The organism is Bacteroidota bacterium, assembly GCA_019637975.1.
In the GTDB taxonomy this organism is placed as follows: Bacteria; Bacteroidota; Ignavibacteria; order UBA10030; family UBA6906; genus CAADGV01.
Genome location: JAHBUR010000011.1, coordinates 106,789 through 122,318 on the forward strand (window position 1 = coordinate 106,789; position 15,530 = coordinate 122,318).

A 15,530-nucleotide genomic window follows, 5' to 3' on the forward strand; every position below is an offset into this window, starting at 1 on the left:
TAGCCATGAAATTTCACATACTATAGGGGGAGTAGCGTGGTATCGTTCTCTGAAGCGAGGCTTCATGAACTGCTGCACAATTTCAAGGGGAAACGCGTTGCTGTCGTCGGCGACTTGATGGTGGACAGGTATTACTGGGGCACAGTGGGCCGGATATCACCCGAGGCTCCTGTACCTGTTGTTGAAGTGATTGATGAACAGGTCCGGCTGGGCGGCGCCGCCAATGTGGCAAACAACATTCAGACGCTCGGCGGCGAGCCGATACTTGTCGGGTTGATCGGCAAGGACCATCCGGGTGATATGTTTATTCAGATTCTGAATGAGCGGAATCTCTCCTCAAAGGGCGTCGTGGTTGACGCCGGCCGGCCGACAACAATCAAGACGCGGGTCATCGCTCACGCGCAGCATGTTGTCCGCATCGATAACGAATCAAAAGCGGAATGCCCCGAACACATCCGTCATTTGATTGTCGATGCCGTGAAGTACAACATTCACGAACTTGATGCCATCATCATTGAAGACTACAACAAGGGCGTCGTCACGAAAGAAGTCATTCACGAACTTGTTGCCGTGGCGAAAAAATACAACAAGATTATCACGGTTGATCCGAAGTTGAACAACTTTTTTGAATACAAAGGTGTTACAGTATTCAAACCCAACAGGCGCGAAGTGGAAGAGGCAATAGGCGGCAGGCTGAAGACGCAAAATGATGTCGAGAACGCCGGCAAACACCTGCTGGATTCGCTTGAAGCGGAGAACATCCTCATCACCCGCGGCGAAGAGGGCATGTCGCTCTTTGAATCAAACGGCGGCATCGGGCATGTACCGACGGAAGCGACCAACGTGCAGGATGTGTCGGGAGCCGGAGACACGGTTGTTTCAACCTTGACGATGGCCCTTGCAAGCGGAGCCGGTATCCGTGAAGCATCGGTTCTGGCTAATTGCGCCGCAGGTGTTGTTGTTGCGTCGGTCGGCATTGTGCCGATATTGCCCAGTCAATTGCTCGAAGCGGCGATGCGTTTTTCACCAAACGGGCAAGGCCGATGAGCAAAGTTCTTGCGCTGAAGTCGCTCGTTGCCTTGCGCAAGAGGCTTCGCAGACACAAAAAGAAAGTCGTGTTCACCAACGGCACATTCGATATTCTGCACCGGGGGCACGTGGAATATCTCGCAAAGGCAAAAAGGTTGGGTGATGTGTTGATTGTCGGCCTCAATTCTGATGCATCGATCAGGCGAATCAAGGGACCGAAGCGTCCTATCAATTCCAATGCAGACAGGGCCGCCGTTTTGAGCGCTCTCGCTTCGGTTGATTACATTTGTTTCTTCGGTGAAGACACGCCGCAACGCATCATCTCGAAACTCGTACCCGATATTCTTGTCAAGGGTGCCGATTGGAGTATTGACGCTATTGTGGGGAGGGAGGTTGTTGAGCGACACGGCGGTACGGTGAAAACCATCCGGCTGACCCCGGGGCGCTCGACAACAAACGTCATTCAGAAAGTATTGGATGCTTACGGGGGAAAACAGCAGTGATGCGGCATGTTGCCGCGAATTCACCAACGACGTTCGTGTGGAAGTGAATAGTGAAGAAGTTCCTTAAATGGCTTGCGTACTGTGCGGCAGCGTTCATCATTCTGATCAGCATCCTGGCCGGGATAACACAAACCCAATTCTTCCGGAATACGCTCCGTTCATTTGCTCAAGCGCAGCTTGACTCTCTTCTGGATGCCGACATTCATCTCGGCAACATTCAGGGCAATCTCATCTCCGGATTCTCCATCGATTCGGTTTCGATCGCAGTTCAGGGAGAACGTGTCATTTCCATGGACCGGCTCGACATCCGGTACGATCTGCTTGAGATTCCTTCCCGCAAAATAAACGTCAGCACGCTCACCCTCATTCAGCCGCGCATTCAATTGCTCTGCGGCAGGGATAGCATATGGAATTTTTCGCGCATGATACGGCCCGCGCCGGACGATACCGCATCCGGCCCGTTCGATTGGCCTATTGCCGTGAACAGATTTGAAATCAAGAACGGCTCTCTCAGGCTTGCGGATTCGGCAAGTCTCGCGGAATTCGATCATGAAACCACAGGACCCTACTTTGTGGAATACCATGATTTCGCTCTCGACAATCTCAACTTGGTGCTGAACTCCGTCCTTGTCGCAACCGATTTCAAACGCGCCAATTTCAAGTCAATGTCCTTCGTCTCAAGGACCCCCGATGTTACAGTAAACCAGTTCTCGGGCGAGTTCCGCGTGACAGATCGGGAAGCGGTAGTGAAGAATCTGAAAATCCAGACTTCCCGCTCGCAACTCACGCTGGATGCGTCAATGAAGGATATTGACCTGCTGGCCGGCATTGAGTTGTCAGATCTCAAGGCAAAACCCGTTGAGCTTGCCTTGCGGACGAACAGGCTCGACCTCGCCGAACTTCGCCGCTTCATCCATCAACTCGATTTTCTCGACGGCCAGATAACAAGCGAAATCGTTGCGTCGGGACAGTTCGGCCGGTTGGAGGTGCAACAAATTCATCTGAACTCGCGGAACACGAACCTCCATCTTGCAGGCTTTGTCTCCAATCTGCACGACCCTGATCGTTTGCTGCTCAACGTGAAATGTCGCGAAAGCGTTATTGACTACAGCGATGTTCTTGCGTTGATGCCCTCGTTCGAACTTCCCGACTATACGTCCATCGGCCCGGCAACCGTCGAGTTTGATTTTAACGGTGAACCGCTTGATTTCAGTACCGATCTCACATTCCAATCACAAGCCGGCGCGATCTCGACAAAAGGAGCCAAGCTCAGGATTGGCGGTCCGGAAACCCTCGCGTACCAGGCGGAGATTGTGACACGCGGGCTTCAGCTTTCGCATCTCATACAGAACGAGAAAATCAACGGAGAGCTGAACAGCGTATTGCGACTTGAAGGGCACGGAACCTCTCTCGACGATCTGACGGGAACAGTTCAACTCGTGACGGATTCATCGATGTTCGCTGGGGAGGTTGTCGGGCCTTCGGAAATCTTCTTCACTTCTGCAAACAAAAAACTTGAGGGGAATATTCACCTTGCATTCGGCTCGATGCGCACGCAGTTGCAGGGAGAACTCGACAGATCAAATACAGACGTGCCGGAATTTCACGTCGAGGGGAAGGTATCGTCACTCAATCTTGCCGAGTTGCTGGATGACGATTCACAAGTCAGCGACTTGACAATGACGCTTGAAGCTCAGGGAACCGGGCTGCGGTGGGAGAGAATCAACGGCAACTCGAGAATTGCTCTTTCCTCTTCACGATACAGGGAATACCGGATCGATTCGAGCTTGGTGTCGCTTGCGGTTGATCAACGCGATCCGATGAACAGTTCCATCCGAATGACTTCCGATGTCGCGGATTTTTCGATCAACGGCAGGTTTGATCTCGACTATATGGTCGGATTGATCCGCTACGAAGTCGACAATCTGCGGCTCGCAATCGGCAGACGTTTCAGCGCGCTCGACTCGACGCTTGTTACGTCGTTCGACGAGGCGGCGTTGCTGGCGAAAGGCGAAAGGCTCCGTTCGGAACACAAAGAACTGGATGCCGCGTATACGCTGACGGTAAAGACTCTTGAGCCCGTCTCCATTCTCACCGGCAACAGAATGTTCGACGCAACCGGAACCATCAGCGGATCGTTGAAAGGGAATTTCGATGATCTTCAAGGTGAGGCCGATGTTATGGTGGCGGAGTTTTTCTACGGCGACGCCGACGCCGGCATGCTCGTGCAAAACGGGATCGCATCGCTGCGATTCAATGATCTCAAGCCCGTCAATCCTCTTTCCGAACTCACCTTGCGTGTCCGTGTTGATGCGGGAAAGATGCACATCAACCGCACAAAGCTCGATACGCTGAAGTTCGGCATCTTCTACGATAAAGAGTATGCCGGTTTTGTGGTGCAGGCTGACCACGACAAGGACACCCATCTGAGAACCAGCGGCCAAATCGGCGTGACGGACGAAGAGATACAGTTCATTCTGACCAACCTGTTCGCCGGATACAAGGATTTCATGTGGAAGGCTGATGACGGCGCATCTGTTGCGGTGAGCAGCGGCGGTATGCGCATTCAGCACGTCACGTTCCGGCGAGACTCGCAGAGGATTTCCCTCAACGGTGCCATTGAATCGGAGGGAAGGTTGAACGTTGTTCTTCGCGGAACAGATCTGAATCTTGAACAACTCAAGTACGTTCTGCCGGAAAAAGAGCAGGGGAACAACAAGCGGCACTTCGAAGGGCTTGCCGATTTCGATGTAAACGTGAAAGGTACGCTGTCGTTTCCTCTCTACGACGCGAAACTTGGCGCCCGCAACGTGTTCTACAGCGGGTTCCCGTTCGGTGAAATTCAGGGCATACTCGACTACGAGGATCAGAAGCTTGCCACGACGTTGCTGATAGATAACAGGCAAGATAAAACAAGCGGCCAACCCGATTTGTCGGTTACCGGGGTTCTGCCGATTGATCTCGCGTTGACGGATGTTGAAGAACGCTTGCCCGCCCGCCCGATGGAATTTACCGTGTACTCCGACGGCCTGCAGATGAGCTTGCTCGATCCTCTCCTCCCGACATTCAATGAACTGAAGGGGATCCTCAAAGCTAATTTCAAGGTCGGTGGCACGCCGCAGAGGCCGAACTTTACCGGATCGATGAACATCGAGGAGTGTTCATTCCTGTTTATGCCGAACAACATGTTTTACAGGTTGAGCGGAACATTCAAACCGGACGGTGAACGCATTAAAATTCTCTCCGCAAAAATCCGTAACGTGGAGAGCGACAACCGGCCCGGCCGCGAAGGAGTCATCACCGTTACCGGCGACTTTGCGTTGAGCGAGCTTGTGCCGTCCGATTTCAATTTCGATATCAGCGGGCAACTGCTTGTTGTCAACAGAAACACCCGGACATCCTCGCTGGCAGTGTACGGCGAGTTGCCGGTGGAAATCGCGCAGCGGGGACTTCATTTTTCAGGAGATGTACAAAATTCGTTACTCAGGGGACAGGTTCTCGTACGCAATTCGACGCTTGCATTTCCACCCACCGCCTCGACGGCGCGTGAAGATACCTTCTACATTCCTCTCAGGGTTGTGGATGATACAACGAAAGTTGTCGAGTCCGAAGTTGCCGTCAGCACCGCCAGGTACTTCACAACAGGACAGCGCAGCGCGGCGGGCGAGCAGAACGGAGAAACACGGTCACGTTCATTCATCGACGGCTTGCGTTATGATTTGAGTGTGGAGTTTGCCGGAAGCAACAATGAAGTGCGTATGATTTTCAATCCGACAACCAACGAAGAACTTGTCGCGAACATTACAGGCAACGCGGCAATTACCGAGGACGGAAAATCGTGGAACGGAGTCATGGATGTCCGCCGTGCATCATACAACTTCTACGGCAAACGGTTCGACGCCGAAGGAACGATGACATACACGGGCGACTTCCTGAACCCCGAGTTGAATATTACGGCAACCTACCAGGGCTCCCGCAAATACACCGAATCATCAACAGAAGAGAACGTTATCGTAACGTACAAGATTCTCGGTACACGCTTTGCTCCGCGGCCGGAGATTTCCATGACAATCGACGGAGTTGACTACTACGCCTACAAGGAGAGTCCCACCTCAAACGACGTACAATCCGATGCCCTCACCTTTGTTATCACCAACAATTTTCCGTTGACGCGAGGCGAGCGGAACAACATTGCCGAGCAGGTCGGGCCGACTGTCGGTGCCGGGCTCCTCGGCGGGGCGACCTCGTTGCTTACGAGCACACTTGCCGAGTTTCTTCGGAATAGAACAGGTTTCATCCATTCCTTCGAGTTCCGTTACGACAGAAGCGGCTCATTCGGCCAGAGCGCCGATGTCCGACTCGGCGGCACGGCATTCAAGGGTTACTGGCGGTACGGGGGAAAAATACTTGAAGATCCGTTCAGCAACGCCAACTTCAGCATTCTCTACTCGTTCGGCGATATTTTCGACAGACCGGCCCTGCGGAATTTCATGGTGGAACTGGAACGAAAGGTGGATACCATGACGTTGTTCGGATCAGTAGATGCAAGGAAGGAAATGACTTCCGCGCGGTTCTTCTACCGCATTTCATTCTAATAATCGGAACGTCGATTGAGACGTTCTCTACGGAGTACATTATCAAACACATCAAAAAGAAGCTGCTCGGTTTTCTTTCCGAGAACCCCACGCAGGCATACACCCTCAAAGAACTTGTCAAGCATCTCAAGATCAACGCAAAGGATGAATACAGCCATCTGCGCTCGCTCGTGGATGAGCTTGACCGCAAAGGCCTCATCCAATCCGATGAACGGGGACGGGTAGGGTACGTCAAACAGAAGAAAGCGAAATCCGGAAAACAGCAACGCCCGTCAAACAGGCTGGTCGGAACGCTGAGTGTCACGCGGCGCGGGTTCGGCTTTGTCAAAATTGAAGGCACGGATACCGAGGTCTTCATTTCCGAAAAATTCATGGGCACGGCATTACATGGCGATAGGGTGGTGATCGCCCTTCTTGCACAACCGATGAGAAGACGGGAGCGGAATGATCGGGAGAAAGCCGAAGGAGAGATTATTGAGATTGTCGAACGACGAACAAGTACAATTGTCGGTACGTTGGAGCGAAGCCGGAATTTTTTCTTCGTCAAGCCTGATGATGAGCGCATCTCGCGCGATGTGTATGTTTCGGCGGAAGATGCGAAACAGGCAAAGCACGGCGACAAGGTTGTGGTGAAGTTGTTTCCCTGGGATGATCCGGCCCAGAATCCCGAAGGAACCATCATTGAAACGCTCGGGCCTTCGGGCGATGCGCGGGTGGAAGTGTTGAGCGTGGCACGCAGTTTCGGCTTGCCGATGAGTTTTCCGCCTTCTGTTGAACAGGAGGCAAACGCTTTGAGTGAGGTTGTCTCCGCAAGCGACATTGCTCCGCGACTCGATCTCCGCTCGACCGTTTGCGTAACCATCGATCCGGAAGACGCCAAGGATTTCGACGATGCCGTTTCATTCGAGCCGCTGAAGAACGGGAACTACCGGCTCGGCGTTCACATTGCCGATGTGAGCCATTATGTGAAAGAAGGCTCTGCACTCGATGCCGAAGCGCTGCTGCGCGGAACAAGCGTGTATATGGTCAACGAAGTGGTTCCGATGCTGCCGGAACGCCTTTCCAACAACATCTGCAGCCTTCGCCCGAACGTCGACCGCCTTACCTACAGCGTGCTGATGGAGGTGACGAAGAGCGGGAAGATCGAGCAGTATCAGATTGCGAAGACGGTGATTCATAGCGCACGGCGTTTCACGTACGAGGAGGTTCAAGCCATTATCGAGCGCGGGAAGGGTGAGCGCTCCGACATGTTGCTGCCTCTGCACAAATTCACACAACTTCTTACCGCTCAACGCCGTAAGAAGGGAAGCATCGACTTCGATACGGGCGAAGCCAAGTTCCGGTTCGATGCACAGGGCTTTCCATCGGCCATTATCAAAAAAACACGACTTGACGCTCACCGCCTTGTTGAAGAATGCATGCTGCTCGCCAACAAGGTCGTCGCCGAACATATCGGCAAGGTCAGAAAGGATGAACATGAAAGGCCGTTCGTCTATCGGGTGCATGATGTCCCCGACCCGTCACGGCTTGAAGATCTCGGCAGTTTTGTGAAGCAATTCGGCTATTCGCTGGACACAAAACACGGGGTAACGGCATTGCAGTTGCAGAAGCTGCTCGATAAGGTGAAAGGTTCGGAAGTCGAAACCGTCATCAACGAAGTCGCTCTCCGCTCGATGGCAAAGGCCGTGTACTCCGACAAGAACATCGGGCATTTCGGGTTGGCGTTCAAACACTATACACACTTCACTTCTCCCATCAGGCGGTATCCCGATCTCGTGGTCCATCGCTTGTTGCATGAATACGAGCAGGGAATGGGAGCAGGACGGCGCGCGGCAATGGCAAAACAGCTTCCCGCGATTTGCAGGCAATCCTCCGACCGCGAAAGGGTCGCGGCCGAAGCCGAGCGCGAATCGGTCAAAGTCATGCAGGTGGAGTACATGAAACGGCACCTCGGTGACGAATTCGAGGGGGTGATTTCAGGCGTGACGACGTTTGGCATGTTTGTGGAGATTAATGACCTGTTGGTGCAGGGTTTGATTCGCGTTCGTGATTTGGAGGATGATTACTACCTGTTTGACGAAAAACGATACCAACTGAAGGGACGCTCACGCGGCAAAGTGTACAGACTTGGCGACACTGTGCGCGTTCGAGTAGTCTCCGTCAACCCGGAAACTCGCGAGATAGATTTCGTTGTTGTACGATAAACCGGCGGCAGGCATCACGTGTCATACGGCCGGGGGAGACGCCTCCCTCCGCCATTCTTTCGTTGCATTTTCCGCCTGACTTTGTTAGTATTTTATTGATGTTCTTTTCATCAGTTTGTGAGGACTATATGAAAGAGAGAGGGGTCTTGCTGAAGGGGCTTCTGCTGCTGGGATTGTTGGTGATAGCCGCAACAGGCCACGCGCAGGATGGTTTGTTCGGCAAGAACAAAGTGCAGTACACGAAGTTCAACTGGTACTTCATCCAAACTGATCACTTCGATATCTACTTTTCCGATGGCGGCGAGAAGATAGCCGAATTCACCGCTTCGGCTGCCGAGTCTGCTTATGCATCCATCAGAAAGACATTCCGCTACCAGCTCACGAACCGCGTTCCGCTTATCGTCACGAATTCCCACAATGACTTTCAACAGAACAACGTTGTCAGCGTGTATCTTGAAGAAGGCGTTGGCGGCGTGACGGAATTGTTCAAGAACCGTGTGCTTGTTCCGTTCGAAGGAAACTACAAGCAGTTCCGCCACGTTATCCATCACGAGCTGGTTCACGCCGTCATCAACGATATGTTCTACGGCGGCTCCATCCAATCGATCATTGCCAACAATATCACGCTTCAACTTCCCCTCTGGCTCAACGAAGGCATTGCAGAGTACGAGGCCCAGCGATGGGAGACGGATTCCGACATGTTTCTGCGCGATGCAACAGTCCACAACTATCTCCCTCCGATCAACAGGCTGGGCGGGTATTTCGCCTATCGCGGCGGACAGGCACTCTGGTGGTACATTGCAAACAAATATGGCGAGCAGAAAATCGGAGACATCCTCAATCGGATCAAAAGTACGCGAAATGTCGAGGCAGGTTTCCGCGGGGCGTTGGGATTGAGTCTTGAAGAACTGAATGAACGCTGGCAGAAGGAAATGAAAGTTCTTTACTGGCCCGACATTGCCAAGCGCGAGGAACCCACCGATTACGCCCGCAGGCTGACCGACCACAAGAAAGACGGTAACTTCTATAATACAAGTCCTGCTCTTTCCCCGCAGGGCGACAGGCTTGCATTCATTTCTGATCGCAAGGATTACTTCGATGTGTTTGTGATGAACACGATCGACGGGAAGGATATTGACAAGGTAGTAAGCGGGCAGACAACGAACGATTTTGAAGAATTGAAGCTGCTTACACCGAGACTCACATGGTCTCCTGATGGAAAGATGATTGCGTTGGCGGCAAAAGCCGGAGCGCAAGATGCTATCTTAATGGTAGATGTTGAAAACGGCCGCAGCGAGAAACTAACATTCGATCTGAACGCAATCTATTCTGTTGATTGGTCCCCGCAGGGGAACAGGCTTGCCTTTGTGGGGAACAGATTCGAACGTTCGGATATCTATTCTTATGATATCGATTCAAAGAAATTTACAGCGCTGACTGCGGATATTTTCTCCGATTCCGACCCAACCTGGTCTCACGACGGAAAATACGTGTATTTCTCCTCTGACAGGCAGGATTACATCCGAGGGGAGTCGGTTGATATGGCAACGTTTGATTTCTCCCACCGAAATCTGTACCGCGTGAACACGGAAACGCTGGAAATCGAACAACTGACGGATTGGCCGTTCAGTAACGAATCTTCCGTTGTGGTGTCGCCGGACGGAAAGAAGATTCTGTTTGTTTCCGACAAGAACGGCATCAGCAACATCTACGAGATGGTTCTGGAAACGAAGGCAACACGCCCCATCACCAACTCGCTGACCGGCGTGTATCAATTGTCGCTGTCGCGTGACGGTTCGAAGCTTGCGTTTGCTTCGCTGCATCATGCCGGGTTCGACCTGTTCCTGATGCGCAATCCATTCGAGCGTGAGTTGAAGGTGGATGAGTTGGAACTGACGGAGTTCTTCAAGGCGGAGCGTGCCCAGCCTTCAGATCCGGAGGCGAAGGACACCGTTGGCGTTGCCGCGGCGCCCGCCGATTCGGCCGGACTGTACGGCAAAGATATTGAAATCGATTTCAGCGGATTTGCGGGCGATATTCTGCCCGATAATGTTCCTTCGGATTCGACGATTGTATCACGACTACCGAGAATTGCCGGGAATATCGACAGCGAAGGACGATACAAGGTCAACAAGTACAAGCTCAATTTTTCGCCCGACATCATTTACGGCAATGCCGGATACAATACGTTCTACGGCGTTACCGGCTCGACGGTGATGGCATTCAGCGACTTACTGGGCAACCATCAAATTGTGTTCGTTACCAACTTGTTGCTCGACTTGAAGAACAGCGATTATGCCCTGCAGTATCTCTATCTTCCTGAACGGATCGATTACGGATTTACGGCATTCCACAGCGCCCGCTTCGTGATTATCAATGATGTGTTTGGCGGAAGTCTGTACAGGTTCCGAACGTATGGCGTTTCGCTTAATGCACAGTACCCGATCGACAGGTTCAGACGGTTTGACGCGGGATTGAGTTGGTTCAATATCTCTCGCGAGAATCTCGATCAAATTTCCGATCCGACGCAGAAGCGGACGGTTGTCGTCCCTTCTCTCGGGTATACACATGACAATTCATTGTGGGGATTTACGGGCCCGATCAACGGTACCCGCTATTCGTTGAATGTGTTCGGCACACCGAAACTCGGTTCGGCCGGACTCAGTTTCGTTAATGTGACAGGCGACTACAGAACTTACCTGCGTCTTGGCCGGCAGTACAACATTGCGCTGAGACTGGCGGGCGGCGGCAGCTTTGGCCGCAATCCGCAAAAGTTCATCATCGGGGGCGTGGATAATTGGATCAACCGGACATTTGAAGGGGGCTACATTCCACTGGAGAATGCCGAGGATTATATTTTTCTGCAAACCGGACTTCCGCTTCGCGGCTATAACTTCAATGCCGGCATCGGCTCGAAGTACGGCTTGTTCAACTTCGAATTCCGTTACCCGCTGTTTGCATTTCTGCAGGCGGGCCCGCTTCCTATCGGGTTGCAGAGCATCAACGGCGCCATCTTCTTCGATATGGGTGCCGCATGGAACCGGGAGAACGAGTTCAAGGCATTTACAAAAGATGCACGCGGATATACCGTTACTCGCGATCTGCTCATGGGTATGGGAACGGGCACGCGCATCTACTTCCTCGGCTTTCTCGTGAAGCTCGATGTTGCATGGGCATGGTACTGGAGCGGATTCAGCGAGCCGAAGTACTACCTCTCGCTCGGTACGGATTTCTGATTCTGCGAGTGGGAGAGAACCTCATAAGCCCCATCATTCGGTGGGGCTTTTTTGTTTTCCGGAAAGCCGGCAAAAAAAAGGGTCATCGCATGGATGACCCTGAGTAAACCTGGATGAACCTGGTCGGCTACTTCACTTCCTTCTTCACTTCGTCTTTCTTATCTGTTGCCTTCTTGATCATCTTCTTCTCTTCAACAGCTTTTTTTCCGACGGCCGGCTTTGCTGCGGACTCCTTGACGGCATGGTCAACATCGGGCTTGCCTTGTTCCTTCTGTATCATGAGGTCGGTTGCCTGCTTGACTGTTTCTTTCTTTCCGGTCATAGTCTTCACGGCTCCCGCCGCTTTCTTCTCGACTGCCGGCATTGCAGGGGCATCCTTCACCGGCGGGTCGACATCCGCCGTTCCTTCTTCTTTCTTGATCATCTCCTCCGTTGCCTGCTTCACCGGCTCTTTCTTGCCGGTCACTGTCTTGACGGCTTCCGGACCTTTCTTCTCCGCCCCGATCTTTGCTTCAGTGGCTTTTTTCTCCCCCTGCGTTTTTACTTCCGTTGCCTTCTCCTGTAGAGACGTTTTCGCCGCAGGCTTGGGGTTATCCTGCGCTATTGCGCTCGCTGCAAACAGCATCGCAACTGCAACAACCACACTCTTCATGATACATCCTCTTTGATAATGGCTAAACAAAAATGATGAATGAGGCTCGCTCACTCGTCATGCTAATATACCGGCAAAAGGTTAAGTCCTTGTTACGTTGGCGTTAAAGATGCTTAATCAGAATTGTGTCAATTGATCGGAATGGTTACTGTGAACCTGCTCCCCTTGTCAATCTCGCTTTCCACGGTAATGGTTCCCCTGTGAATCTCCGCAATCCACTTGGCAATGGAAAGGCCGAGTCCCGTCCCACCCATCTCCCGCGAACGAGCTTTGTCAACACGATAGAAGCGGTCGAATATCTTGTCAATATCCTGTTCAGGAATGCCGATGCCGTCATCTTCCACTTCAACCAACGCCGAGCCGTTCAACCGCTGAACGGAAATCGCCACGTGCCCGCCTCGGGGAGTGTATTTGATTGCGTTGTCGACGATATTGAGAAAGAGTTGATGCAGTCGTCCCTTGTCTCCCACAATCGTCACGGGTTCAGTGTTTTTCAGCTCGACGTGAATCTGTTTGGATTCGGCGAGCATTTCGCTGTCGTCAAACAGATCTTTGATAAGAGAATCGAGATGCACTTCTTCAAGCTTCAGGTCAAGCACACCATGATCGGCCTTGCCGAGTGTGAGAAGGTTGTCGATAATCGACTTGAGGCGAAGTATTTCTTCAAGTGTGCTGGACAGGATTTCACGGTATTCCGCCGGAGTTTTTTCGTTGCGCAACGCAAGCTCAATCTCTCCACGCATAATCGTCAGGGGCGTGCGCAATTCATGCGATGCGTCGGACGAGAACTGCCGGGTTTGCGCAAACGAGCCGTGCAAGCGGCGGATCATTTCGTTCATTGTGCCGACAAGCCGCCCGATTTCATCGTCAACGTAGCGTGGAGGGATGGATTGGTCGAGATTTTCCGCCGTGATCTTTCTTGCGCGACGCGTCACGTCATCCACCGGAGCAAGCGCCTTGTTCGCGAGATACAATCCGCCGAGAACCGAAAGGGCAACGGCAATGGGAATGAGGTACAGAAAGATTGCAAAGAGATTCTCCAGCACATCTCCCAACTCGCTCAGCGAGTATGCGACAAGTATCGTAAAATTCTGATCCTTGTACATCGCTGTACGCAACTGTTCGCCACCCAACAGCGTCGTTACAACGATCGTCGTGTCGAGCGGAAGTTCGTCGGGGGCGGCAAGACTGTCGGACCCGAGACTATAGTTGCGATAGATGACATCGCCCTTCTTATCCTCCACCTGAATGAACGTCTTCTTCTGGCTGACGAGAGAATGCTTGAAGATGTGATTCCAGATTTCGTCGGCTTCTTCTGTTTCGGGAGGTTCGGGCAGCACCGGCCCGATGAACCGTTGCGGGAATGTCGTCGATTTCTTGCGCAACAATGCATCAATGGACTGCTTGCTCGGCTTTACTTTGCTTGCCTGCGGCGAGATGAAATCCTTCACCCAGCGGACTTCGCTCTTGAGGGAGATGTCGAGATTGTTGGAGAGCTGGTTGCGTGTGTAGTAATAGGCGGCAAGCCCGAAGGCGACAAGCGTAACAAGCACAAGCAACGTATACCAGACGGTAAGTCTTGTGCGGATGGATTGATACCAAAACGCCACGGTTTATCCTTCCTTCATCACATAGCCGACACCGCGTACGGTGTGTATCAGCTTCGGCTCGTATCCATCATCAACTTTGTTCCGGAGGTGATTGACGTACACGTCAATGATGTTCGTGCCTGTATCGAAGTTGTAATCCCAGATATGCTCGGAGATGATCGTGCGGCTGAGCACGCGATCACGGTTGCGCATAAAGTACTCCAGCAGCGAGTATTCCTTTGCCGTCAACTCGATTGTTTTGCCTGCCCGCTTGGCCTTGTGCGTAACGGTGTCGAGTTCGAGGTCGGCGACTTTGAGGATGGTGGATTTTTCCTGGGCACCGCGGCGGAGCAGCGAACGCACACGCGCCACAAGTTCCTCGAACGCAAACGGCTTCGTCAGATAGTCATCCGCGCCACTGTCGAGACCGGCAACTTTATCCTCGGTGGTCGCTTTCGCGGTCAGCATCAACGTGGGCGTTGTTTTCTGTTTTGCGCGTACCGCCTTGATGAGTTCCAATCCGCTCATCTTCGGCAGCATCACATCAAGAATCATCACATCGTAGTTCTCGTTCAACGCCATCTGCAACCCCTTTTCGCCGTCGTGGGCCACGTCAACGGCGTAGTGTTCTTCCTCCAGTCCCTGTTGGATGAACTTGGCGACCTTCTTTTCATCTTCCACAACCAGTATGCGCATGGACGTGTGTACGTTGAGTGTGGGTTGATTGTCTTCCGGCACGTTGCCTCCGCTCTTGATTTCAAGCGAAAAGTAAATCAATTTTTGAAGAGTTGCAAAGGTCGGCTTTGGAATCTTTCCCCGTTTCTCTCTATATTTTGTCAGCACATTCTGAAAGACTGATGAAACCACACCAGCTACTCCTGTTTATCCCGCTTCTGATCTTCACCGGCTGCATCCAAACCATCGCCGTCCGCTCCGTGGGCGGCATCGTGGAAGAGGGCTACGACGCGCTGACCGAAGAATCCGATCTGCTGTTTGCCGAACAAGCATTGCCGGGCAACATCAAGCTGCTCGAGGTGATGCTGAAGAACGATCCCGACAACGAGCGGCTGCTGAAACTCTGCGCAGAAGGTTATGCAAGCTACGCATTGGGATTTGTGGAAGATGTTGATGTCGAACGGGCGAGAGTGTTCTATCTGCGCGGAAGGGATTACGGATTACGGATTCTGGAGCAGGACAAGGATGTGAAGAAGGCGCTTGCCGGATCAGCGGACGATCTGAAAGCCGCGCTCTCAAAGAAATCGAAGGATTTCGTACCCGCGGTGTTTTGGACTGCATTTCCGTGGGGAGGATATCTCAACATCACACTTACGGATCCTGAAGCAATTGCCGCAATCCCGAAGCTTGAAGTGATGATGAATTTTGTGGCGGAAAAGGATCCGGCGTTTTACCACGGCGGAGCGCATCTTTTTCTCGGCACGCTCTACGGAAGCCGTTCGCGGTTCCTCGGCGGCAATCCCGAGAAATCAAAGGAACATTTCGAAGCCGCGCTGCGTTTGAACGAAGGCAAGTTCCTCATGTCGCATGTGTACTACGCAAAGTCGTATGCGTTTCAAACGCAGAACGAGGAACTGTTCGACGAGCTGTTGAAGCATGTTGAGAGCGCATCGCTTGACATACTGCCGACCTTCCGTCTCGGCAACGCGATAGCGAAGAAAAAAGGCAGGATGCTGATGCAGATGAAGGAAGAGTTGTTTTAGTCAT

The 15,530-nt window shown here is 52.5% G+C and carries 9 protein-coding genes; 6 read left to right on the top strand and 3 right to left on the bottom strand.

The window, feature by feature from the left end:
- Positions 1 to 36 precede the first annotated feature (36 nt).
- From rfaE1 to KF749_08220, 5 genes are all read left to right on the top strand, one after another.
- Positions 37 to 1,047: a D-glycero-beta-D-manno-heptose-7-phosphate kinase gene (rfaE1, locus tag KF749_08200; GenBank protein ID MBX2991134.1), complete on the top strand. Its 1,011-nt coding sequence runs from the start codon at positions 37 to 39 to the stop codon at positions 1,045 to 1,047.
- Entirely contained in the window at positions 1,044 to 1,532 is a 489-nt protein-coding gene (rfaE2, locus tag KF749_08205) for a D-glycero-beta-D-manno-heptose 1-phosphate adenylyltransferase (protein ID MBX2991135.1), read from the top strand. Before rfaE1 ends, rfaE2 begins: the two co-directional genes overlap by 4 nt.
- Positions 1,533 to 1,582: 50 nt before the next feature.
- Positions 1,583 to 6,127 carry a hypothetical protein gene (locus KF749_08210; GenBank protein ID MBX2991136.1) on the top strand — a complete coding sequence of 1,515 codons (4,545 nt, stop codon included), beginning with the start codon at positions 1,583 to 1,585 and terminating at the stop codon, positions 6,125 to 6,127.
- On the top strand, positions 6,067 to 8,331 hold the full coding sequence (gene rnr, locus KF749_08215; protein MBX2991137.1) for a ribonuclease R: 2,265 nt from the start codon (positions 6,067 to 6,069) through the stop codon (positions 8,329 to 8,331). The genes KF749_08210 and rnr overlap by 61 nt, the downstream gene beginning before the upstream one ends.
- Positions 8,332 to 8,459: 128 nt before the next feature.
- Positions 8,460 to 11,567: a PD40 domain-containing protein gene (locus KF749_08220; GenBank protein MBX2991138.1), complete on the top strand. Its 3,108-nt coding sequence runs from the start codon at positions 8,460 to 8,462 to the stop codon at positions 11,565 to 11,567.
- Positions 11,568 to 11,694: 127 nt separating this feature from the next.
- Here KF749_08220 and KF749_08225 read toward each other — a convergent pair whose 3' ends face one another.
- The 3 genes from KF749_08225 to KF749_08235 all read right to left on the bottom strand — a co-directional run bounded on the left by KF749_08225 (position 11,695) and on the right by KF749_08235 (position 14,504).
- On the bottom strand, positions 11,695 to 12,219 hold the full coding sequence (locus KF749_08225) for a hypothetical protein (GenBank protein ID MBX2991139.1): 525 nt from the start codon (positions 12,217 to 12,219) through the stop codon (positions 11,695 to 11,697).
- A 128-nt stretch (positions 12,220 to 12,347) separates the two neighbouring features.
- Positions 12,348 to 13,829 carry a HAMP domain-containing protein gene (locus KF749_08230; GenBank protein ID MBX2991140.1) on the bottom strand — a complete coding sequence of 494 codons (1,482 nt, stop codon included), beginning with the start codon at positions 13,827 to 13,829 and terminating at the stop codon, positions 12,348 to 12,350.
- A 3-nt stretch (positions 13,830 to 13,832) separates the two neighbouring features.
- Positions 13,833 to 14,504 carry a response regulator transcription factor gene (locus tag KF749_08235; protein ID MBX2991141.1) on the bottom strand — a complete coding sequence of 224 codons (672 nt, stop codon included), beginning with the start codon at positions 14,502 to 14,504 and terminating at the stop codon, positions 13,833 to 13,835.
- A gap of 161 nt (positions 14,505 to 14,665) precedes the next feature.
- On the opposite strand from KF749_08235, the gene KF749_08240 reads away from it, so the two are divergent.
- Positions 14,666 to 15,526 carry a hypothetical protein gene (locus tag KF749_08240; protein ID MBX2991142.1) on the top strand — a complete coding sequence of 287 codons (861 nt, stop codon included), beginning with the start codon at positions 14,666 to 14,668 and terminating at the stop codon, positions 15,524 to 15,526.
- Positions 15,527 to 15,530 lie beyond the last annotated feature (4 nt).

Excerpts from the sequence above, each read along its gene's own strand:
- rfaE2 (MBX2991135.1), top strand. The coding sequence starts at position 1,044 with ATGAGCAAAGTTCTTGCGCTGAAGTCGCTCGTTGCCTTGCGCAAGAGG.
- KF749_08220 (MBX2991138.1), top strand. The coding sequence starts at position 8,460 with ATGAAAGAGAGAGGGGTCTTGCTGAAGGGGCTTCTGCTGCTGGGATTG.
- KF749_08225 (MBX2991139.1), bottom strand. The coding sequence starts at position 12,219 with ATGAAGAGTGTGGTTGTTGCAGTTGCGATGCTGTTTGCAGCGAGCGCA.
- KF749_08235 (MBX2991141.1), bottom strand. The coding sequence starts at position 14,504 with ATGCGCATACTGGTTGTGGAAGATGAAAAGAAGGTCGCCAAGTTCATC.
- KF749_08240 (MBX2991142.1), top strand. The coding sequence starts at position 14,666 with ATGAAACCACACCAGCTACTCCTGTTTATCCCGCTTCTGATCTTCACC.